Source organism: Methylomonas aurea, assembly GCF_024505045.1.
Lineage (GTDB): Bacteria > Pseudomonadota > Gammaproteobacteria > Methylococcales > Methylomonadaceae > Methylomonas > Methylomonas aurea.
The window spans coordinates 1-21,993 of the sequence record NZ_JANIBM010000053.1 but is presented as its reverse complement, the minus strand read 5'-3'; the positions used below and the strand labels follow the sequence as shown (position 1 = coordinate 21,993).

Annotated in this window: 21 protein-coding genes and 1 pseudogene; 8 read left to right on the top strand and 14 right to left on the bottom strand. The window is 55.9% G+C overall.

What is annotated here, in order from left to right:
• Positions 1–37 precede the first annotated feature (37 nt).
• The gene (locus tag NP603_RS20745; protein WP_256612774.1) at positions 38–1,054 is read right to left on the bottom strand and encodes a Gfo/Idh/MocA family protein; all 1,017 of its coding nucleotides are present in this window, start codon (positions 1,052–1,054) and stop codon (positions 38–40) included.
• A gap of 205 nt (positions 1,055–1,259) precedes the next feature.
• Between NP603_RS20745 and NP603_RS20740 the strand changes: the two genes are divergently transcribed.
• On the top strand, positions 1,260–1,589 hold the full coding sequence (locus NP603_RS20740; protein WP_256612773.1) for an exosortase system-associated protein, TIGR04073 family: 330 nt from the start codon (positions 1,260–1,262) through the stop codon (positions 1,587–1,589).
• A gap of 126 nt (positions 1,590–1,715) precedes the next feature.
• Here NP603_RS20740 and rpsT read toward each other — a convergent pair whose 3' ends face one another.
• A complete protein-coding gene (rpsT, locus tag NP603_RS20735) occupies positions 1,716–1,979 on the bottom strand; it encodes a 30S ribosomal protein S20 (RefSeq protein WP_064025444.1) in 264 nt (87 codons plus the stop codon).
• 100 nt (positions 1,980–2,079) lie between these two features.
• Between rpsT and murJ the strand changes: the two genes are divergently transcribed.
• The 4 genes from murJ (at position 2,080) to NP603_RS20715 (ending at position 6,138) form a co-directional block, all read left to right on the top strand.
• Positions 2,080–3,627: a murein biosynthesis integral membrane protein MurJ gene (gene murJ / locus NP603_RS20730; protein ID WP_256612772.1), complete on the top strand. Its 1,548-nt coding sequence runs from the start codon at positions 2,080–2,082 to the stop codon at positions 3,625–3,627.
• A gap of 85 nt (positions 3,628–3,712) precedes the next feature.
• On the top strand, positions 3,713–4,540 hold the full coding sequence (gene proC, locus NP603_RS20725; protein WP_256612771.1) for a pyrroline-5-carboxylate reductase: 828 nt from the start codon (positions 3,713–3,715) through the stop codon (positions 4,538–4,540).
• On the top strand, positions 4,540–5,115 hold the full coding sequence (locus tag NP603_RS20720; protein ID WP_256612770.1) for a YggT family protein: 576 nt from the start codon (positions 4,540–4,542) through the stop codon (positions 5,113–5,115). The genes proC and NP603_RS20720 overlap by 1 nt, the downstream gene beginning before the upstream one ends.
• Before the next feature lie 15 nt (positions 5,116–5,130).
• Positions 5,131–6,138 (top strand): DUF4124 domain-containing protein, encoded by a 1,008-nt coding sequence (locus tag NP603_RS20715; RefSeq protein WP_256612769.1) that lies wholly within the window; start codon positions 5,131–5,133, stop codon positions 6,136–6,138.
• On the opposite strand, the gene argB is transcribed toward NP603_RS20715, so the two are convergent.
• Genes argB through coaBC form a run of 4 tightly spaced genes read right to left on the bottom strand, consistent with a single transcriptional unit; the run spans position 6,121 to position 11,191 of the window.
• On the bottom strand, positions 6,121–7,014 hold the full coding sequence (argB, locus tag NP603_RS20710) for an acetylglutamate kinase (protein WP_256612768.1): 894 nt from the start codon (positions 7,012–7,014) through the stop codon (positions 6,121–6,123). The two genes, NP603_RS20715 and argB, sit on opposite strands and share 18 nt — an antisense overlap.
• A gap of 12 nt (positions 7,015–7,026) precedes the next feature.
• Positions 7,027–9,531 carry a phosphomannomutase/phosphoglucomutase gene (locus tag NP603_RS20705; protein ID WP_256612767.1) on the bottom strand — a complete coding sequence of 835 codons (2,505 nt, stop codon included), beginning with the start codon at positions 9,529–9,531 and terminating at the stop codon, positions 7,027–7,029.
• Positions 9,532–9,543: 12 nt separating this feature from the next.
• Entirely contained in the window at positions 9,544–9,999 is a 456-nt protein-coding gene (gene dut / locus NP603_RS20700) for a dUTP diphosphatase (protein WP_256612766.1), read from the bottom strand.
• On the bottom strand, positions 9,971–11,191 hold the full coding sequence (coaBC, locus tag NP603_RS20695) for a bifunctional phosphopantothenoylcysteine decarboxylase/phosphopantothenate--cysteine ligase CoaBC (RefSeq protein ID WP_256612764.1): 1,221 nt from the start codon (positions 11,189–11,191) through the stop codon (positions 9,971–9,973). The genes dut and coaBC overlap by 29 nt, the downstream gene beginning before the upstream one ends.
• Positions 11,192–11,272: 81 nt before the next feature.
• Between coaBC and radC the strand changes: the two genes are divergently transcribed.
• The gene (gene radC / locus NP603_RS20690) at positions 11,273–11,947 is read left to right on the top strand and encodes a RadC family protein (RefSeq protein ID WP_256612762.1); all 675 of its coding nucleotides are present in this window, start codon (positions 11,273–11,275) and stop codon (positions 11,945–11,947) included.
• A 6-nt stretch (positions 11,948–11,953) separates the two neighbouring features.
• Here radC and NP603_RS20685 read toward each other — a convergent pair whose 3' ends face one another.
• The 7 genes from NP603_RS20685 to NP603_RS20655 form a co-directional block, all read right to left on the bottom strand.
• Positions 11,954–12,685, bottom strand: a complete 732-nt coding sequence (locus NP603_RS20685) for a TIGR00266 family protein (protein WP_256612761.1) — start codon at positions 12,683–12,685, stop codon at positions 11,954–11,956.
• Positions 12,686–12,736: 51 nt separating this feature from the next.
• Positions 12,737–15,082 carry a sensor domain-containing diguanylate cyclase gene (locus NP603_RS20680; protein ID WP_256612760.1) on the bottom strand — a complete coding sequence of 782 codons (2,346 nt, stop codon included), beginning with the start codon at positions 15,080–15,082 and terminating at the stop codon, positions 12,737–12,739.
• 281 nt (positions 15,083–15,363) lie between these two features.
• Entirely contained in the window at positions 15,364–16,491 is a 1,128-nt protein-coding gene (dapE, locus tag NP603_RS20675) for a succinyl-diaminopimelate desuccinylase (RefSeq protein ID WP_256612759.1), read from the bottom strand.
• Complete coding sequence (locus NP603_RS20670; RefSeq protein ID WP_256612758.1) at positions 16,491–16,829, bottom strand: ArsC family reductase; 339 nt, start codon at positions 16,827–16,829, stop codon at positions 16,491–16,493. Before NP603_RS20670 ends, dapE begins: the two co-directional genes overlap by 1 nt.
• A gap of 6 nt (positions 16,830–16,835) precedes the next feature.
• Positions 16,836–17,078 carry a hypothetical protein gene (locus tag NP603_RS20665; RefSeq protein WP_256612757.1) on the bottom strand — a complete coding sequence of 81 codons (243 nt, stop codon included), beginning with the start codon at positions 17,076–17,078 and terminating at the stop codon, positions 16,836–16,838.
• A 170-nt stretch (positions 17,079–17,248) separates the two neighbouring features.
• Positions 17,249–18,562 carry a YihY/virulence factor BrkB family protein gene (locus NP603_RS20660; protein WP_256612756.1) on the bottom strand — a complete coding sequence of 438 codons (1,314 nt, stop codon included), beginning with the start codon at positions 18,560–18,562 and terminating at the stop codon, positions 17,249–17,251.
• Positions 18,563–18,689: 127 nt separating this feature from the next.
• A complete protein-coding gene (locus tag NP603_RS20655) occupies positions 18,690–19,070 on the bottom strand; it encodes a hypothetical protein (RefSeq protein ID WP_256612755.1) in 381 nt (126 codons plus the stop codon).
• Between the two features lie 309 nt (positions 19,071–19,379).
• Between NP603_RS20655 and NP603_RS20650 the strand changes: the two genes are divergently transcribed.
• Together NP603_RS20650 and NP603_RS20645 are read left to right on the top strand one after the other, a co-directional pair.
• Positions 19,380–20,093, top strand: coding sequence for an aldose epimerase family protein (locus tag NP603_RS20650; protein ID WP_256612754.1), 714 nt, complete (start codon positions 19,380–19,382; stop codon positions 20,091–20,093).
• A 167-nt stretch (positions 20,094–20,260) separates the two neighbouring features.
• A pseudogene (locus tag NP603_RS20645) lies at positions 20,261–20,974 on the top strand (DDE-type integrase/transposase/recombinase); the annotation flags it as partial.
• A 454-nt stretch (positions 20,975–21,428) separates the two neighbouring features.
• Here NP603_RS20645 and NP603_RS20640 read toward each other — a convergent pair.
• A complete protein-coding gene (locus tag NP603_RS20640; protein WP_256612753.1) occupies positions 21,429–21,926 on the bottom strand; it encodes a hypothetical protein in 498 nt (165 codons plus the stop codon).
• Positions 21,927–21,993: the final 67 nt, after the last annotated feature.

The window sequence follows — 21,993 nt, the reverse complement described above, 5'->3', positions numbered from 1 at the left end:
CCGGCCCGGATTCAAGTCCGGGCCGGCGCGCGTTCAGCTAAATTTTTACCGTCCGCCCTTCTGCGGCCGATTGCAACGCGGCGACAATCGTCCGGCAATTGTCGCGGGCGTCGTCGAATGACAATTGCGGCTGCTTGCCGTTTAGCGCGCAATCGCTGAAGTGCTCGATCTCCAAACGGAAATGGTTGGCCGCCGGCATCCGTTCTTCGGCAAAGCGGCCATCCTCGGTCCACCAGGAAATGATCGGGATATCGCCCGGCAATTGCCAGACTACGTGGCACTTGATACCGCCCTGGGTGCCGATGATTTCGTATTCGCAACGTCGCGCCCGCTCGAAACTGAAATCGAAATGGCCGAATTTGCCGTCGCCGAAATCCAGCACCCCGCTGGTGGTGATGTCGGCACCGCTCTCGACATACTTCGATAAGGCGGCAACCGTGCGCGGCGCCTGCTGAAAAAACATCCGCAACGAATGGATCGCATAACAACCGATATCCCACATGGCGCCGCCGCCGCGCGAAACATCCTCCGCCAGCCGGTACATCCGCGCCGGCCGCATCATGAACGAATAGCTAGCCCGTACCGACCGCACCTCGCCGATCAATCCAGAGCGGATCAATTCCAATACCCGGGCATGCTGCGGATGGAAACGGTACATAAACCCTTCCATGACCGTCACCCGGTAGCGGCGGGCGGCGGTTTCGATGGCATCAATGTCAGCCACGGTCAAAGCCATCGGTTTTTCGCAGAGTACGTGTTTGCGGTGCTCGATGGCTCGCAACGTCCACTCAGCATGCTCGTGGTTGGCCATCGGCAAATAAATGGCTTGCACGTCTTCGTCATTAAGCAAGCTGTCCAGGTTGTCGTAACTTTGGACATTGGGATAACAGGGGGCGTATTGCTTCAGGGTCTGCGCGGCAGCTCCCGGCCGCCGACTGGCTATCCCCACCAATTCGGAATTTTGAGCTTCGACTATAGCGGGCAGCAGACGCTCGTTGATGCGCGCGGCCCCGAGTATTCCCCAGCGCAGCTTGGCTTGATCATGGTTATTCATGGCGATTACCTTTTACTGATATTCTTAAGCTGTAACAGATTAGCAGCTTGTTTATTGGGCGCAAACGCGGCCGACAAAAAGTCTGCCCTAGCCGAAACAAACAGGCTGTCTGTTCGCAGTAGAGTTATCAACATCTGTTGTTCCGAGCAGCGCCACACCACGGGGTAGCAAATCGGTCACACTTAATTTTTTTGAGGGGGGAAACTTGCAAACATTTCACAAAATATTGATTTCGACAGCGCTGGCGTTGGCTAGCATGACCGGCCAGAATGCCAATGCCGATACTGCGGCGCAAAAGTTCGGCCGCGGATTGGCGGGGATGACTTGCGGCTTCCTTGAGCTCCCCGGCAATATCGTCAAAGAAACGAACGCCAAGGGCGCCGCGGGATTGCCTATAGGATTGGCGATGGGCTTAGGCATGATCGTGAGCCGAGAGTTGGTCGGCGTCTACGAATTCGTCAGCGCCCCATTTCCGGTACCGGCCGGTTTCAAGCCGATTCTGCGGCCGGAATATCCCTGGAGTTACTTTAACTGAGCCGCGCAATCGAACGGACGCGACAGGTAAAACCGCAGTGCCCGGTAGTCCAAAAAACACCCAGGCACAAAAAAGCCCGGATGAAAAACATCCGGGCTTTCGGAATCGATCGGCAACTGATCGAATTTAAGCCATGGCGCGCAGTCTGCTGTTTAGTCTGCTTTTGCTGCGAGCGGCTTTATTTTTGTGGATCAAGCCTTTATTGACGGCTGAATCGATAACGGGGACTGCCACTTTAAATGCGGCTTGCGCTTGCTCTTTATCGCCTGCTCTAACAGCGGCGATCACTTTTTTGATGAAAGTGCGTAAGTTGCTGCGCTGTCCGGCATTGCGAATACGGCTTTTCTCTGCCTGACGCGCTCTTTTTCTAGCTTGTGGTGAATTAGCCATAGTCTATCAATTTGTTTCAGTGAATTTGGAACCGCGTATTATCTTTTTGAATGCTATGATTGTCAAATTTTTAGCTCTGTCTGAATAGACGGGAAGATTCGTGAGTAAACAGCTTTTCAAATCAACCGCCATCGTCGGCAGTATGACCTTGATTTCGCGGTTGATGGGCTTCGCCAGAGACATGCTGTTCGCCAATATTTTCGGCGTCAATGCCGCAACCGACGCCTTCTTCGTAGCATTCCGCATTCCCAATTTTTTGCGCCGCTTATTTGCCGAAGGCGCTTTCGCCCAAGCCTTCGTGCCGCTGCTGGCCGATTATAACCAAAAAGGCAGCCGGGAAGCTTTACGCCTGTTTATCAGCCGTAGCTCGGGCACCTTGGCAGCTTTGCTGGTTCTGGCCGCACTAGCCGGAGTCGCTGCGGCACCGTTGTTGATCATGTTGTTTGCGCCGGGATTTTTGTGGGAAGGCAGCCAGTACGAGTTGGCGGTGCAAATGCTACGCATCACATTCCCCTACCTGTTTTTCGTCACGCTGGTCGCTTTTGCCGGCGCAATATTGAATGCTCAAGGCCGTTTTGCGGTTCCGGCTTTGACGCCGGTAGTACTCAACCTCGCGATGATCGCTGCCGCGATCTGGCTGGCGCCGCTGATGGACGAACCGATTGTCGCGCTGGCCTGGGGCGTATTCGCGGCCGGAGCAATACAGTTGGCATTTCAAATTCCGCCGTTGTTGCGCATCGGCTTGCTACCGCGACCGCGCTGGGCCTACCGCGACCCGGACGTAAGACGCATGCTGATCCGAATGCCGTCGGCGATTTTCGGAGTCTCGGTCGTGCAGGTCAACCTGCTGTTCGGCACCTTGGTGGCCTCGTTTCTGGCTCCGGGCAGCGTATCCTGGCTCTATTACTCGGACCGCCTGGTCGAATTCCCGCTGGGCATCCTCGGCATTGCCGTAGCGACCGTGATTTTGCCGCATCTGTCGGCGCATCATGCCTCGTCGGACCAGCTTGGATTTTCCAAGGCGTTGGATTGGGGCTTGAAACTGACACTGCTAATCGGCATGCCGGCCACGTTAGGCTTGGCCTTACTGGCCGAACCGTTATTGTCCACATTATTCCAATATAACGAATTCGACGGCGGCGACGTCAAGATGGCGGGCCGCAGCCTGATCGCATATTCGCTGGGCTTGTTGGCTTTTATGCTAATCAAAGTGCTGGCACCCGGCTTTACCTCCCGCCACGACACCCAGACACCGACACGATTCGGCGGGTATTCGATGATTGCCAATGTGGCCTTCAACCTGATTTTGGTCTGGCCTTTGGCTCATGCCGGAGTCGCCTTGGCGACCACCTTATCCGCCTATCTCAACGCACTGCTGTTGTTACGCAACCTGGTCGCGACACGCATTTACCAACCTTGCGCCGGTTGGTATGGTTATATTGGACGGATTGTGGCGGCCAACGCAGCCATGTCGGCATTTTTGTACTATTTTGTCGATGCCGGCTTATGGCTGAATTGGAACGCCGCCCAGCGCGGCCTGAATTTGGCGGCGACAATCGGCTTGGCGATAATCGTTTACGGCAGCGCGCTGCTGCTATCCGGTTTCCGCCCGCGGCATATCGGATTCCGGGAATCGGCTACGGCTTGAGATTTAATGCGCCGCCACCATTGTCATGTAGAATGCGCTGCCAACAGCGGTTTCCATCACGATACAATTTATTTTTCAGTAAGCTATGAACACAAAAACAATCGGTTTTATCGGCGGCGGCAATATGGCAACCAGCTTGATGCGCGGCCTGATAGCCAGCGGCCACTCGCCTCAGCAAATTTGGGTATCCGATGCCGTTCCCGAAACGTTGCAGTCACACGCCGATCAATTGCACGTCAATATTTCCGCCGATAACGCTGAGATCGTCAACGAAGCCGACGTAGTGGTTCTGGCGGTAAAACCGCAGATTTTACGAGACGTCTGCTTGCAAATCGCACCGCAACTGAAACAAAAGAACATTCTGCTAGTGTCGATCGCCGCCGGCATCGGCCAACAAAGCTTGGCGCTGTGGCTGGGCGCCAACACCGCTATCGTGCGCTGCATGCCCAACACTCCTGCCTTGGTGCAAACCGGTGCCACAGCATTGCACGCCAATCCGCAAGTCAATGAGGAACAGAAAGACCTGGCCGAGAACATCCTGCGCGCCGTCGGCTTGACGTTATGGTTCGACGATGAGGCCAAACTCGACGCCGTTACTGCCGTCTCCGGCAGCGGCCCGGCCTATTTTTTTCTGCTGATGGAAGCGATGGAGCAGGCCGCTTTGGAATTGGGCCTGGACGAACATTCGGCGCGCTTATTGATTCAACAAACCGCGCTGGGCGCGGCGAAAATTGCCTTGGAATCCGCCGAATCTCCGGCGCAACTGCGGGCGCGGGTAACATCGCCGGGCGGCACAACTCAGCAAGCCGTCGAAACGTTTCTGCAACACGGCTTCGTAGATTTGGTATCGAAAGCCCTGCACGCCGCTAGGGACCGCTCGATTGAAATGTCAAAACAACTCGGAGCCGACTGATGGGCAGCAACTACATGACCGACCCCTTGGTGTTTCTGATCGACACGCTGTTCTCGCTGTATATTCTGGCGGTTGCCCTACGTTTTTTGCTGCAATGGACCCAAGCCGATTTTTACAATCCGATTTCGCAGTTTCTGGTCAAGATCACCCATCCGCCGCTACGGATCATGCGCCGCTTCATCCCGGCAATCGGCCGCATCGACAGTTCCTCGCTGGTGCTGGCCCTGGTACTGCAGATGGTTGCCAATTTTTCGATTCTGGCGCTGAAAGGCCTGTCGATCAGTGTGGTCGCTCTGCTGCTGCTATCGTTTACCGATCTGATAAAAATGCTGCTGGACATTTTCGTCTATGCGATTTTCGCCGCCGCGATCCTGAGCTGGTTCGCTCCCGGCAATTACGGCAGCGCCTCGTCGATTCTGTATAGCCTGACCGAACCGTTGTTGAACGTCTGCCGCAGAGTCTTGCCCGACTTGGGCGGCATCGACCTGTCGCCGTTGGCGGCACTGGTGCTGTTGCAACTGGCGAAAATGATGGTGTTGCCGCCGCTACATCAGCTGGCTACGATCCTGGGTTAATCGGGTAGCCGGGACATGGTCACACCGAACAACTCCGCCAAACGCACCCTACTGGCGCTCGCGCTGGCGATGCCGATGCTGGCTACCGGTCCGGCTTTTGCCAAAAAAATGTACCGCTGGGTCGACGATAACGGTAACGTCTATTTTTCCGACCAAGTGCCGCCCGACCAGGTCCAGCACAAACGGGAGACCTTGAACGAGAAGGCCAGAGTCACGGATGTCGTGGAAAAAGCCAAATCTGCCGAACAAATCGCCCAGCAAAAGCGGCTGGACGAACTGCGCAAGGAACAGGAAAAGATCATCGCCAAGCAAGCGGCCAACGATAAAGTCTTGTTGAGTACCTTTCGCAACATCGAAGATTTGCAGAAAGCGATCGCCAACAAAACCGCGGCGCTCGACGCCGCACGCAAGGTAATCGAGGGCAATATCGAATTGCTGGAATCCCAACTCCGCCAACAGCAACAGCAAGCGGCCAATCTGGAACGCAGCGGCAGCAAATTGCCCGATAAATTACTCAAGGACATCGCCGCCAGCAAACAGCAAATCGAATTTGCCAAACAAGATCTGCAACGCCACCAGGCGGAACGGCAGAACAGCGAAAAAGAATTCAAAGCCGATATCGCCCGTTTTCAGTTTTTGACCCAAACCCAAAGAACCGGGAAAACCGATAAATCCTCGTTAGCCGCCAGCAACGCTAGTAACGAATTAGGCCTGTTCGTCTGCGAAGATGCCGATCAATGCGAAAAAGCCTGGAAAATCGCCGGCGGATTCGTCGCCAGCAACTCCACCACCGGTCAAGACGTGGAAAGCGAAAAGCTGATCATGCGCGCCGCGCCGCAGACCGATACCGACTTGAGCCTATCGGCGTCGCTGCTGGAAAACAACAACGTCCGCCAAATCTTTCTCGACATTCGCTGCCGCCAATCCAGCCTTGGGGTCGAGCTGTGCGCCAGCGCCAAGGCCCAAGCCATTCGCGAAGCGTTCGCCCCGTATATCCAATCTCAGTTAGCGGCGCAACAGTAAGGTACCGACGCCTTGGTCGGTAAACAATTCCAGTAACACGGCATGGTCGACCCGGCCGTCGATGATATGAACGCTGGTGACGCCGCCTTTCAAGGCATCGGTCGCGCAGCGGGTCTTCGGAATCATGCCGCCCGATATCGTACCGTCGGCGATTAAGTTATCGATATCGGTCAAGGTCAATCCGGTCAGCAAATTGCCTTGTTTATCCAAAATGCCCGGCGTATTGGTCAGCAGCATCAGTTTTTCGGCTTTCAACACCTCGGCGACCTTGCCCGCCACCAGATCGGCGTTGATATTGTAGGAATGACCGTCCTTGCCGACACCGATAGGCGCAATCACCGGAATAAAATCGCTGTTGCCCAGCATTTCCACCACCGCCGGATCGATGCTGCTGACCTCGCCGACATGCCCCAGATCGATGATTTCCGGCGCATCGTCCAGCGACGCCCCTGCTTTGGTGATGTTGATTTTGCGGGCGTGGATGAAATTTCCGTCCTTACCGGTCAAACCCACCGCCTTGCCACCGTGAACGTTGATCAAATTGACGATCTCTTTGTTGACCAAACCGCCCAATACCATTTCGACGACATCCATGGTCTCGCTGTCGGTGACGCGCATGCCGTCGACGAATTCGGAGGTCTTGCCCAATCTTCCCAACAAATTACCGATCTGCGGGCCGCCGCCGTGCACTACGATAGGGTTGATCCCCACCAACTTCATCAACACGATGTCGCGGGCGAAGCTGTGCTTCAACGCGTCGTCGACCATGGCGTTGCCGCCGAACTTGATCACGACCGTCCTGCCCTTGAATTTCTGAATATAAGGCAGGGCTTCGATGAGAACGTGGGCAATCTGATGTGCGGTTTTTTCTTTCATTGTCTCGCTAAATTAAAATGGCAAATGAAGTTCGGGATTGATTTGCAGCAGTAATTGCCTGAAGCGGGCCTGGATCCGCTGCATGGCTTCCTGGGTATCCGCTTCGAAACGTACGGTCAGTACCGGCGTGGTATTGGACGCCCGGACCAAGCCCCAACCGTCGGCAAATTCGACGCGCATGCCGTCGATATTGTTAATCTTGCCGTCCTTAAACTCGGCCAGTGCCGACAAGCGCTCCATGAAAGCGGGCCCCTCCCCTTCCGCAACTGCAACGTGCAGTTCCGGCGTATTGATGCTGTCCGGCAGATCGGCAAACACGTCGCCGCTGCCGCGCATGTCGTTGGACAGAATTTCGATCAAACGCGCGCCGGCATAAAGCGCGTCGTCGAAACCGAACCAGCGGTCGTTGAAAAAGATGTGCCCGCTCATTTCGCCGGCCAGCGCCGCCGAGGTTTCTTTCACCTTGGCTTTCATCAGCGAATGCCCGCTTTTCCACATCAGCGGCCGGCCGCCACGCTTGACGATCTGGTCGTGCAAATGCCGCGAACATTTAACGTCGTAAATGATCTCCGAACCCGGTTTATGCGTAAGCACATCGCGGGCGAATAACATCATCTGCCGGTCCGGCCAGATGATTTTGCCGGTCGAATCGACCACACCCAAACGGTCGCCGTCGCCGTCGAAAGCCAGACCGATATCGGCGGCGTAGTGTTTGACGGCCGAAACCAAATCGGCCAGATTTTCCGGTTGGCTCGGATCAGGGTGGTGGTTGGGGAAGTTGCCGTCGATTTCGCAAAACAGCTCGACCACTTCGCAACCCAGAGTTTTCAACAACATCGGCGCCAACCGTCCGGCCGCACCATTGCCGCAATCGACCACCACTTTCATCGGCCGCACTAAATGCAGGTCTTCCGTAATCATGCCGATATATTCGTTGCTGAACAGACTGTTGCGTTGAATCGAACCCGGCTCTGCCTGACTGTAATCACCCGCTTCCAGACGCTTTTTCAATTGCTGCAATTTTTCGCCGGACAGCGTCTCGCCGTTCAAAACCAGTTTGATGCCGTTGTATTGTTTCGGGTTATGGCTGCCGGTAACCATGACCCCGCTCCGCCCTTCGCTGTGGTGGGCAACGAAATACAGCAGCGGCGTGGGCACCAGACCGATATCCAAGACATCGCAACCGCCGGCAGTCAGGCCCTGGGCCAACGCATCCGCCAACTCGGGGCTGGATAGCCGGCCGTCGCGCCCCAACACCACGGTGCCGACCTGCTGTTGCCGGGCCTCGTTTGCGAACAACACACCGATCGCCCGCACGGTTTCCGGCGTCAACTCACGCCCGACTACGCCGCGAATGTCGTAGGCCTTGAAAATATCGACGGCCTTGAGCGCCGGCTTGGCGGCGGCTACGGCCGGCGTTGGCTCCGCTGCCGGTAAATTAACCGGCGCCGAAGCCAACGCCACCGGAACGCTGGCATACTGGGCCGGTGCGGCAGCAGCCTGAGAAGGCTCGACAAAATCCATATCGAACGACTCCTCGAAAAAATCGAAACCTTCGTCGACTTCGATCGCTTTCTCGGGTTGCTTGTCGTGCTCCAGGGTGCGCTTGAATTGGGCCATGGTCGAGACGATGGGCCGCATTTCATCCAATTGCACCGGGTAATGGCCGGCGCTTTTGCCGGTCATCATATCCTTGGCCGCTTTCAAGATACTGCTCTGGTCGTGCCGCAAGTAGTCGGCCAATTTTCGGTAACCGATAAAAAACGCCAGACTTACCAACAGCGCCGGAATCAGAATGATGCAGAGAAACAGCACCACGTCGGCCAGTTCGGTGGCCTCGCCTATCCACAAATCCAGTTGCCAGCGGCTGTTGATCAACGGCATGGATTGCGGATCGTCTAGTTTGGCAGCCGGATTGCCGGCGCTGGCCAACACGGCGGTCTCTTGGCGGACTTCAACGAAACCGCCGTTGAAATTGGTCTTGCCTATCAACAATTGCAAAACATCCGGCTTCAAGCTGACCAGAATGACGCCGATCGGCTGCTGATTTTTGCTGACCAGACTGGTGATTGCCAAGTGCCGGTGTTCGCCCTCGCCTTGTACCGACGGCTTCTGATTGGCGGCAAGCGTGGCTCTGACCATTTCCAGATCGGCAAACCCCATATTCGGCGCCTGGGCCAAATCGGGCTCGCTGACGTTGGCCGGCAACAAGCGCACTTTCAGCGCATTCGGAATCACCAGCTGCAATCTCGCCGCCACCGCGTTACGCGCCGCGGCATCCAGATTCTCCGGGCTCAATGCGGCGACCACGTCCGGCGCTTGCGCCAAACCGTCTACCACGTGTTGCAACGTGTCGATTTGGCTAGACAAACTGACGGCCATGCCATTCGCCACGGCAGTGACGCTGGCTTGCTGAGTGTCGGCGACTTTCGCCGCCGAAAACCAATACGCGCCTCCGCCGGCCAATAAGACCATAAAAACGGCAACGCCGGCGATGATACTGAAAATGCGCCCCATGGATTGCCTCGATCAATGCCGGCCGCTGTGCCCGAACCCGCCGCTGCCGCGATGGCTGGCATCGAACTCGGCAACGCATTCGAATTCCACTTGCGCGACCGGCACGAACACCATTTGCGCGATACGTTCGCCGACTTCAACGGTGAAGGGCTCGATGCCGCGATTCCAACAAGACACGAACACTTGCCCCTGATAATCCGAATCGATCAATCCGACCAGATTACCTAGCACGATACCGTGTTTATGGCCTAAACCGGAACGCGGCAACAGTACTGCGGCCAAATGCGGATCGTCGATATGAATCGCCAGACCGGTCGGAATCAGCGCAGTCTGGCCGGGCTGCAGCGTCATCGCCTGTTCCAGGCAGGCGCGCAAATCCAGCCCGGCCGAACCCGGCGTGGCGTAAGCCGGTAAAGCGATCTGCTCGCCCAAGCGCGGGTCAAGGATTTTTAATTGGATTTTTTTCATGCATTCTCTCGGCAATCAATTGCAATAACTGAACCGCCAGACTGGTTTTGTCGGCCATCTCCAGCGTTTTTCGGCCATCCCGCCAGAACACCTGCAAGGCGTTGCGTTCCGAATCGAAGCCTCCTTCGGCCCGGCCCACCCAGTTAGCGGCAATCATGTCCAGATTTTTACTGCGCAGTTTGCCCAGCGCGTAGTTCTCAAGGTCGTCGGTTTCGGCGGCAAAACCGACGACCCAGGGCTTAGGATGCAATGCGGCAACCTCGGCGACGATATCCGGATTCTTTTCCAACTGAATCATCCCTGCGCCGGTTTCGCCTTTTTTCAGCTTGTGCTCGGCGACCTGCTTGGCCCGATAGTCCGCAACCGCGGCGGCACCGATATACACGTCGGCGCTACGGCAAGCGTTCAGCACGGCGGCGTGCATCTGCAATGCGGTTTCGACTTTTATCACCTCGGCGCCGGCCGGAACCGGCAGATGCACCGGACCGCTGACCAAAGTCACATCGGCGCCGGCGGCGACCGCAGCCCGAGCTAACGCATAGCCCATCTTGCCGGAACTGCGGTTACTGATAAATCGCACCGGATCCAGCGGCTCGCGGGTCGGACCGGCGCTGACCACCAGTTTCAGGCCGGCAAGGTAACTGCCTGCTGACGCGGCCAATACGCTCTGGACGATATCGGCCGGCTCGGCCATGCGTCCGAACCCCTGTTCGCCGCAAGCCTGCTCGCCGGCCGCCGGCCCGATCAGTTCCACCCCGTGTTGCTGCAAACGGGCAATATTGTCCTGCGTAACCGATTTGTTCCACATCGCCTGGTTCATGGCCGGCGCCACGTAAACCGGACATTCGGCGGCCAGATACAAAGTCGACAACAAATCGTCGGCCAATCCGTTCGCCATTTTCGCCAGTACGTCGGCGGTCGCCGGCGCGATCAATAGCATATCTGCCCAGCGCGCCAGATGGATATGGCTCATCGCCTGTTCCTGCTCCGGGTCGAGCAGTTCGCTGTGCACGCCGTGTCCGCTCAGGGCCTGGAAAGTCAGCGGCGCCACGAACCGGGCGGCGGCGGCGGTCATCACCACCCTGACCTCGCAGCCTTGCTTGCGCAGCAGGCGTAGCAATTCCGCCGCTTTATAAGCCGCGATACCGCCGCAAACTCCCAGTAAAATTCGCTTGTTAATAACACGCCCCAAAATGGCTAATTATGGAATTATGGCAAAGTCGGTCCGATTCTTCTATGCTTAAAACCGTTTCTTAACGGCCGGAACGAGTTGATGAGCATTAAAAATTGGCCTGCCGACGAACGCCCGCGCGAAAAACTGCTGCAGCGCGGCGCCGGCGCATTGACCGACGCCGAACTTTTGGCGATCTTTCTGCGCACCGGGACGGCCGGAAAATCGGCGGTGGACATGGCGCGGGAACTGCTGAGCGAATACGGCTCGCTGCGTGCGTTACTCGGCGCGGACCAGGAGCGGTTTTGCCAGAGTCACGGCCTGGGCGACGCCAAATATGCGCAACTGCAGGCGGTGCTGGAAATGGCCCGCCGCCATTTCGCCGAAATTCTGCAACGCGGCAACGCGCTGACCAGCCCCGATATCACCCGCGCCTACCTGAGCGCGCAACTACGCGGCCACAGTTACGAAATTTTCGCTTGCCTGTTTCTCGATAACCAGCACCGAGTGATCCAATGGGAGGAATTGTTCCGCGGCACGATAGACGGCGCCAGCGTCTATCCGCGCGAGGTCGCTAAGCGGGCGCTATTCCACCATGCCGCAGCGGTGATTTTCGCCCACAACCACCCGTCGGGAATCAACGAACCCAGCCAGGCCGACCGGCAGATTACCGACAAACTGAAACAAGCCTTGGGCTTGTTCGATATCCGGGTGTTGGACCATTTCATCGTCGGCGACGGTCCGCCGTTCTCGTTCGCCGAACACGGCCTGCTCTAACCGGCGTTATTGGCTATCCTGACCGAGCGGTCGATACTGGCTCAACACCCGTTCCGCCAGACGCGAGAACGGCATGCTTTGGATCCAAACCGACCCCGTGCCTTTCAACGTTGCCAGAAACAGACCCTCACCACCGAACAGCATGCTTTTCAGGCCGCCGCTCAAGGCGATGTTGTAATCGATGTCGCCGCTGAAGGCGACCAGGCAACCGGTATCCAGGCGCAAGGTTTCGTTGCGCAATTCTTTGCGCACCACCGTACCCCCGGCATGGATAAAGGCCATTCCGTCGCCGCGCAAACGTTGCAGAATGAAACCTTCGCCGCCGAAAAAGCCGCTGCCCAGCCGTTTGTTAAAAGCGATGTCGACCTGAGTACCGAACGCCGCTGCCAAAAATGCCGATTTCTGGCAGATCGCTTCCTGCCCCAACTCCGCCATATTCAGCGCAATGATGGAGCCTGGAAACGGCGCGGCAAACGCCACTTGCCGTTTTTGGCCGCCGCGGTTGCTGAAATGGGTCAGAAAAACCGATTCGCCGGTCAACAAGCGCTTGCCGATACCGAACAGCTTATCCATCACACCGCCGGAACCGTCGCCCATCTTGGTTTCGAACTCGATATCCTGCTCCAGATAGGTCATCGCACCGGCTTCGGCAACCACCGTTTCGTTAGGATCCAATTCGATTTCGACCATCTGGATGTCGTGGCCTATGATCCGGTAATCAACTTCGTGGCAATTCATAATATCCTCCGCATAAACTCAGAACGGGTTGAAACGCTGCCTGACTGAATGCTAAATCAATTCGCGGCTGCAATTCGGCTGGTAGAATTCGAATCGATCCCGGCCGCGCTGTTTGGCAAGGTACATCGCCTCGTCGGCATGGCGCAGCAAATAATCGGGATTGCTCGGATCGAACGGATACAAAGTAACGCCGCTACTGATGCCGATTTGGACCTCGCGTCCACCGATTTGGTAAGGCCGGGCGACGTTCTGATGAATCCGCTCCACAGCCTGTATACATTGCTGTTTCGACTCTACGCCGCACATCAAAACCGCAAACTCGTCGCCGCCCAAACGGCAGACGGTATCTCCCTCGCGCAAACCGGCCCGCAACCGCGCAGCAACTTCTACCAGCAGTTGGTCGCCGGCCTCGTGACCCAGATTATCGTTAATTTGTTTGAAGCCATCCAAATCCATGTAGACCACACCTAGCAAAGTGTTGTCGCGCTTACAGCGTGCCATGGCCTGCTGAAAGCGGTCGGTGAACAAGGTCCGGTTCGGCAAATGCGTCAACGGATCGTGGTGCGCCATTTCTTCCAATGCCTGTTGGTGCAGTTTCGACTGAGTGATATCGGAAAACAAGCCGACGTAATTCACAATCTGCCCTTTCTGGTTGCGCATCGCCGAGATGGTCAGCAATTCCACGTATAATTCGCCGTTTTTTTTGCGGTTCCATATTTCGCCCTGCCAACAGCCTCCGGTCTGCAACATCTGCCACAAGTTTTTATAGAATTCGGCGTCGTGTTTACCCGATTTAAGGATATTGTGATTACGGCCGATTACCTCGTCGCGTGGATAACCGGTGATCGCGCAAAAGGTCGGATTGGCGTCGATGATGGTACCATCGGCGTCGGTGATCGTGATCCCCTCGTGGGCATCGGCGAACACCCGCGCCGCCAATTGCAATTTATCCTCAGCGCGTTTGCGCTCGGTGATATTGGTCAAAATACAATGAATCATCGCTTGCCCGGCATTGCCGATTTGCAGACGGCCGTCGAGAATGACCGTGATCGTGCCGCCGGACTTTCTGCGCAATCCCAGTTCGCATTCCAACACGCCATAGTGGTTCAACATTTGCAGCTTCAACCCGAAATCCGAGCTGTTATCGGCATCCTCAGCCAGAAAATCCAGCACATTTTTCCCTATTAGCTCGTCGCGCGGATAATCCAGCAATGCGCATAGCTGCGGGTTGGCATCCAGCAAATTACCGCGCCGATCCAACGCCGCATAGGCGACCGGCGAGTTTTCGAACAAACTGCGAAAGCGACGTTCGCTCTGCTTCAATGATTCGGTCAAGTGGGACGCAATCAAACTGCTGCGCCGCGCCTTGATATAGGCCGCACTGAAAAACACCGGCAAAAAACTGATAAATGCCGCCGCCAGAAACTCCGCCAACGGTGGTTCCAACTTGCTGGCTTTGCTAAATCCATCCAGCTCGGTAAAACGCAGGGTCCAATGCCTTCCGCCCAAGTCCAAGCGCCGGTTCAAGCTGATTCCATCGCTGCCAGTCATAGGTTCGCGAAAATCCAGCATGTCGCTGCTGTCGTACAGTAAACCGGCGGCATCGAGCCGGTCGGCGTCGAAAATTTCCAGCCTCAGCGCAGACAACTGTTTACCGAGGATTGCGCCGAGCAAATCGTTCATCCGATATGGGATATATACCCAACCTTGCAAAGCACCACGGCGTTGCTCCACCGTTTGCGGAATCCGACCATGGCGGTATACCGGAAAGTAAGCCAACATTCCTGGCTGCGCGTCGGCTTTGGTTTCCTGTACCAAAGTCACCTTGCCGGAATAAGCCAGCTCGCCGGTATCGCGCGCCAGTTCCATCGCTGTCCGCCGCACCGGCTCGGAAAACATGTCGAAACCGAAGGCGCGCAAATTGCGACCGGAGAAGGGCTCGAGGTAGACGATACTGGTATAGTTGGGGCGAGGCGTGTCCGGCGATAGCGCGTAATCCGGAAAACCCTGGGCCCGAATTTGAGTGATATGGCCCTGCAACTGGTCAGCCGGGATCCATTGCGCATAACCGACGCCTTGCACTCCGGGATGGTTTTGGTCCAGCCCCAGTATTTCGACGAAGGCTCGCCAATCGTCGCGAGTCACGTCATCGCTGGCGGCAAATACCCCGGCCGCACTGCGCAGGGTTAACGCATGCAATGCCATGCGCTCGCTGATGTGCAAAGCAATTCGCTCCGATTCGAATTCGAAATATTCTCGCAACCGTTGTTGGTTATGCCGATCGAGCGCCTGCCAGGCAAAAAACAAAAACGCCGCCGATACCGCTAGCACAAGCAACACCGGCGAATAGTGCCGATAAACCGCCAAAGACGAGTATCCAACTGAGCTAAAACTCATGGCGTCCCCCCAAACATTCTCGGCCGCTATCAGGGCGGTTTGTAAGACTTTTCTAGCGCCGTTGACCACACAGCCATTTGGCGGAGGTTTTCGGCGTGCTTCGCTAATCCGACGATGCCGGTTGCAGAATCCCGTTCGGCACCCACTCGGCGAAATTGGCGTTCCTGCAAGTGGTCAGGAACTTAAGAGTACATGATTTTCGGAACATGCCTAGGGTTGGATCGTTAGCGACGCCGGTTGCGCTAATCGACTTTAACGAACCAGTAGGGTTCGCCGCGTAACTAGGCCAGCAGATTGACCAGAATCTGCTGATAGATCCGGCTCAACGTTTCCAAGTCGTCCAAACCGATATGTTCGTTGACTTTATGGATACTGGCATTCAACGGCCCCAGTTCAATGACCTGGGCTCCGGTGGGGGCGATGAAACGGCCGTCCGAGGTGCCGCCGCCAGTGTCGTCCTGAGTTTGAAAGCCGCACACCGTTTCGATCGCGGCATGGGTGGCGTCGATCAATTCACCGCGCGCCGTCAAAAACGGATTGCCCGACAGCCGCCATTGCAAGTCGTATTTAAAACCGTGTTTATCCAGAATGGCCTGGGTGCGGGCTTTAATGGTCGCTTCGTCAAGTTCGGTGCAAAACCGCAGGTTGAACTGCACCTCGACCTGACCCGGAATGATATTTTCGGCGCCGGTGCCGGCGTTGATGTTGGACACCTGCAGCCGGGTGGGCGGAAAAAACGCGTTGCCGTGGTCCCAGACTTCTTCGGTCAATTCTTTCAAAGCCGGCGCGAAGGTATGGATCGGATTTTCCGCCAATTCCGGATATGCCACATGGCCTTGAATGCCAAACACGGTGAGTTTGGCACAGAGCGAGCCACGGCGGCCGACGCGGATCACGTCGCCGACGCTCTTGTCGCTGGAAGGCTCGCCGACCAGGCACCAGTCGATTTTTTCACCGCGCTGTTCCAGCACCTCGACCACTTTGACGACACCGTGCGTCGCAGCGCCCTCTTCGTCGCTGGTCATCATGATCGCAATCGAGCCCTTGTGCTGCGGATATTGGCCGATAAAGCGTTCAACCGCGGTGACGAATGCGGCAATGCCGCCTTTCATGTCGGCGGCGCCGCGACCGTAGAGCTTGCCATCGCGGATAGTCGGCTCGAACGGCGGCGAATCCCAGGCCGTCAACGGCCCGGTCGGCACCACGTCAGTATGCCCCAAAAACACGAATAGCGGCGGTTCGCTGCCGCGGCGCAGCCACAGGTTTTGGGTATCGGCGAAACTCAGGCGTTCGTCGCTGAAGCCGAGTTTACCGAGACGTTCGGCCAGCAAGTCTTGGCAACCGGCGTCGTTGGGAGTCACCGATTCGCGCCGAATCAGCTGCTCCAGCAGGGAAAGCGTTTCTGTCATTATGCGCTGGGATATTGCTCTGGATTGAAACCGACCAGTAGTTGTCGGCCGTCGTCCAGGATCGGACGCTTGATCAAAGTCGGTACGGCCAACATCAACTGCACGGCTGTTTCGGGGGTCAGGTCGCGTTTTTGCTCGTCGTCGAGTTGGCGCCAACTGGTGCTGCGCTGATTCAGAACGGCATCGACTCCCAGCGCATCGACGAACTTTTGCAGCAAGGCCGGCTCCAGTCCGTCCACCCGGTAATCGTGAAAACGGTACTCGATACGGCGCGAATCCAGCAATGCTCTGGCTTTCTTCACCGTGTCGCAGTTCTTGATACCGTACAACACCTTCATTGCCGGTTAAGCCTCGCCGGCCAATAATTCGTCAAGGCTCGGCAAGCTTTTATCGGCCTGGGCGCGGGCTTTATAGACATCGACGAATTCCATGAATGCCTGCTCGAGATCGTCAAGCACTTCTTCTTCCTCGGCCACTTCGTCTTCCGGAATCTCGTCCGACTCCAAATAGTCTTTCTGGATCGCGATTTCGCCGTTCAGGGACAGCAGGGCAAGGATCAGGGCATTATTCGAAATATTTTCTGGCATGGTGTGCTCGCAGGTTTAAATGGAAGAACAGAATTGAGCAGGAGGCCGCTAGGATTGGCGCCGGGCTAAACCCGGCAGTAGTTGTCGCGTGCATGCAAGTACCGCCTCCATCGAATCTGGCCGCATTGTAACGCATTGCCGGCGAGCGATGTTAACCGCGGCGTTCGGCGTCAAATGTTTTTCAGCAGGCGGTTGCCGGCGCTATCCGCCATCGCCTGGCGGAAACGGTCGATGGCTTCGGCAAAAGCCTGTTCCGGCTGGATGTCCGGCAACTGGTTTTGCCCGCAACATTCCAACGCATCGATCACGTAACCAATACTGATAATGTTTATATCGACCGCCGGCTGGTACACCGAGACCGTTTGTTCCGGATGGCAAAATTCGACGACGATGCGACTAGCGATCAGCTTATGCAACAACGCCTGCACCAACGACAGCGGAATCATCAAATCCCGCGCCAGCTCCTCGGCCGTGGGCGGCGCGTCCTGGCTAACGAAGCGTTTGACCAGGGCATGAGTGATTTGCAGCGCCAGGATTTTCTTCAACGAAAAACTCAGATTTCCGAAACGGTCGCCGTGACGGTGAATCGGGTAATTCTGGATATAAAACGCCATCTCGCAACCGAACAACACAATCATCCAACAGCTTTGCAACCAGACCACGAACAGCGGCAAGGCCGCAAAACTACCATAGATCGCGTTGTAACTGGACACGCCGATTTGCAGGCTAAGATAGGCCCACTGTAAGCCGTGGTAGAGCATGCCGGTCACGGCGCCGGCAGCCAGCCCGGCACGGTAGTCGATGGCGTGGTTCGGCATGAACACGAATACCACCGTGAACAACACGATCATCAGTAGCAACGGCGACAGTCCCAGGGCTTTCAATACCAACCAAACCCCAACAGCCGGCAGATGTATCGCCCCGGCCAACCAGCCAACCTGGGTCTGCAGGAACACGGTCAGCCCGCTGGCAGCCATCAACAGCACCGGTCCCAACAGCATCAACGACAAATAATCGCTGCATTTGCGGCCCCAACTGCGGCCCTGGTCGATTTTCCAGATGTAGTTGAACGACTCTTCGATATTGGCGATCAGGCTGACCACGGTCCAAAACAAAACCGCGATACCGATCCCGGCCACCACTTCGCCCTGGGTCTTGGCCAACAGGTTTTGGGCAAAGCCGATCAAGCGCAACATCAGCTCGTCCTGTTGCGGCGCCCGCTCCAACAATTGCCGTTGCAGCAGTTTTTCGAAGCCGAAGCCCTTGGCGATGCCGAACAGCATCGCTATCACCGGCACGATGGACAGGATGCTGTACAAAGTCAGCGCCGAGGCCCGCAGTTGGCATAAATCGCGGCGAAAGCCTTGCACCGCCAACATCGCGATTTTCAGACAACGGATGCCAAGCGCCGGCCACCAAGCCAAGCTCCGCTCATCCAGCCGCCAAATGTCTTCTTTGCAGAACAGCAACAGGTTCATTCCCATAAAAGCCTCTTTTCCGGGCCGATAAGGCAAGTGCGAGCGATACGCCGCGCCGTTGGCCCGCAGTATGCCGGATAAAGCCGGCAAAAGCCCAGTATTCCGCACGCTGCCGATCGCCGAGTTTTTCAAGTCAGGCCAAACGCCGGAGGCGCAGTCGCCGGCTCCAGCGCAAAAACCGGCATCGGCCGAGAAAACCGGGCAGCCACTGAATAGGGCCTGTGACACGTAGAGCCCATTGCTGATCCGGATAATAGTTCAGGCGTAATTCGTCCGGGCTAACGATTTCCACGCCATCCAACACGAACGACGCGTAAGGAAGGGCCAGGCTGCGCCGGGCCAAAACCTGCAATTCCCGGTTGAGCAACACGAATTCGCTGGCTTCCTCGAACGGGCAATCCCAATCGCAAATCAATAAATAGTCGCCAGTTTCGGTTCGGAATTGATGTAGCAGCCGGTAGCCGGGGACCTGGCAAGCGGTCGGCACGCCGTTCTGTAACAACCGGGTTTGCAACGACCAATTCCGGTCATCGCCGGCACGGCTAGCTAGAGAAAAAAGTTCGATCGCCTGCATGGAGCGCCTACCGAAAAGCTGAGGTTACGCTGGAAAAAGCCATCGGCGTTTAATTCGCCGAAGTAAATTATTCTGCATTCTATTGCCCCATTTGAGCACTTGAAGTTTACAATAACCCGATCTTGAACCGGCCGGCCAATGGCTATGCGCTACGCACACCTCGCGCGGCGGTAGCGTGCTGACAGCATATTTCACCTATCGCCGCGGGCAAATACCGAACTACCGTCAAAAACAAGGACCATTTTTCCGATGCAATTTACCGATACCGGCACCCTGATCCAATGGCAACTGGACGATATCGACGTTGTCGCGCCGCTCCACGACAAACCGGGCGGCGGCTCGCGCGGCGGGGTTTATCTTTGCATCCCCAATTTCGAGGAACTGTCGCCGCCCTTCAGCATCAAGCACGGCGAATACCGCACTACGGTTTGCGACGTTACGCTGCCGCATCAAAAGACCCTGTCGCCATCCAACGAAAACGACTGGGGCGATATCGCGGTGGTTACCGATTGGGAAGAAACCAACGAACAACGCAGCAAGACGTTGAAAGTCACCACGACCATCCGCGCCCTGTCGGAGACCGCGCTGGTACGCCCCGGCTTTCACCCGTATTTCTCGATTACGCCGAACAGTTTTCTGGATATTGCCGGCACTCGGATCGACGTGGCTTCGCTGCCGCACGATAGCATGCGGGCTTATCCGGCAGCAGCATCTAGCGACCGGGTCAAACTGAGCACCGAGGAGTTTGCCGCCTCTATGGCCTGCGAGATCAACCCGCAGGCGCAGCCTATCGCACTGGCATTCGGCGTATGGAGCGATAAAAACGCGGAATATGTCTGTATCGAGCCGATTATCGGCAAGCAACTCGGCTCAGACGGCCTGCCGACGCCGTTGACGCTGCGAAAAGATGAAGAACTCGTCTTGGCGTTTACGATTCACGCGGACAGATCAAGGAGCGACTGATTGATAAAACTGGGTTTCAAATTCCACTACACTTAAAAAGCCATTGGTCGAATGCAGCCTGACGGGATTGTAATCGGTAGAGCTGGCGCCGAAAAATTGAACAGTCCATTAAGCGAAAGACCTGCTACTTTTGAGTAGTCCGAAAGGACACAAAAACGGAGCAGAAGATGTCCAAAAAACCTAGAAGAAAACATTCACCCGGCTTCAAAGCCAAAGTTGCATTAGCGGCCTTGGCGGGTGACAAAACCCTGGCTCAGCTAACCCAGGAGTTTGAAGTTCATCAAAACCAAATCGTCGACTGGAAAAAGCAGTTGAGCGAGCGCAAAGCGATGATAGACCGTGAATCCAAGCTGTCGATTGGCCAGCAAGCACAGCTGTTGGGTATTAGTCGAGGTAGCGTGTACTACCTGCCCAAACCGGTTTCAGTGCGGGAACTCGACATCATGAAGCGGTTGGATCAACTGCACTTGAAGCATCCGTTCATGGGCGCCCGCATGTTGCGCGACCAATTACAGGAACAAGGCATCGAAATTGGCCGTAAACATGCGAAAACCTTGATGAACCGGATGGGCATTGAAGCGGTGTATTGCAAGCCCAACACCAGCAAGAAAACGCCAAGGCACGAAATCTATCCTTACTTGTTGCGTGGTATGAACATCATCAAGTGCGGGCGTTGGATACGACCTATATTCCGATGGCGAAAGGTTTTGCTTACCTCACTGCTGTCGTGGATTGGGCCAGCCGTAAAGTCCTGGCCGCCAAGGTGGCGATTACGCTGGAAGCCTGTCATGCAGTGGATGTGTTGGAACAAGCATTCCGGCGATACGCTAAACCGGAGAGTCAACACCGACCAGGGTAGCCAATTTACCGCCAAGGCGTTTGTCGATGCGGTGTGCTAGAAAAAATGTTTGGTTTGTTTGAAAATTTAGTCGCGGACTGGACTAAGAAGGGCTGCTTTTGCTGGTTCATTACGCCACCTCAATGAGCAAACAATTGCAGAGCGCGCCTAAATTTGCGCCTTGCTGCGGATGTTGCTTCAACTCGACGGGCAATCCAGCTGAAAAAACTCTTTCGGTTCAAATAGTTAGGATGGTGGGTCGTGTGCGATTCGAACGCACGACCATCGCATTAAAAGTGAGTTAAATTCAATAACTTACAAAACAGCACAACAAACAATAACAATTAAATCAATCTGTTATCTTGTTTCGTTGTTTGTCGATTGTTGCCGCTTACTGCCTTTGTTTATCTGCAAGTGTCCCGTCAGTGTCCCAAGGGACAGGCACAAAAAAGCCGGTAGCCTTCGCGGGTTATCGGCTTTGATTGTCTAAGCGTTACTTATGCTTTTTCGGATAGTTCGCCACTGCCCTGCATGTTGATTGTCGCCAAATAATCCAATCCAGCCTTGTATAGAATTTCTTCCATCTCTTCATCTGATAAACCCTTACGAAGGTTTTCGATGTGTACTTTGACAGTCGCTTTTATCCCATCCTCGAGCTGTTTACCTTTAAGGTGGGCAAACATGCCTTTGTGGCGCGGGGGCTTATAGTCTGGACGGCTCATGTCACGCTGCATTTGCGTTAACACTTCCAACACAATCTTTTTATCGTTGCCTGATAATGTGGTCATTGCGGTTACTCCATTGTGAAAATGTAAACCGTCGCCCATTGGTTCGAATCGCTGGGCGGCGTGGTTAAGTAGGTTCGAACTACCGCACAATGGAACGGCCAGCCGTATGGCTGCCCAAATAACCACGCCATAACATGCATGCACGGCACAACCGTACAACGTGACGGGCATAAAAAAGCCACTGACTAAGGTGGCGATTGTCGCCATTGTAAACGGGGTTCGAATCCCGGCCTTGCTGCTGCAAGGCATCTACATTCTGGCGTGAGGTGTGGTG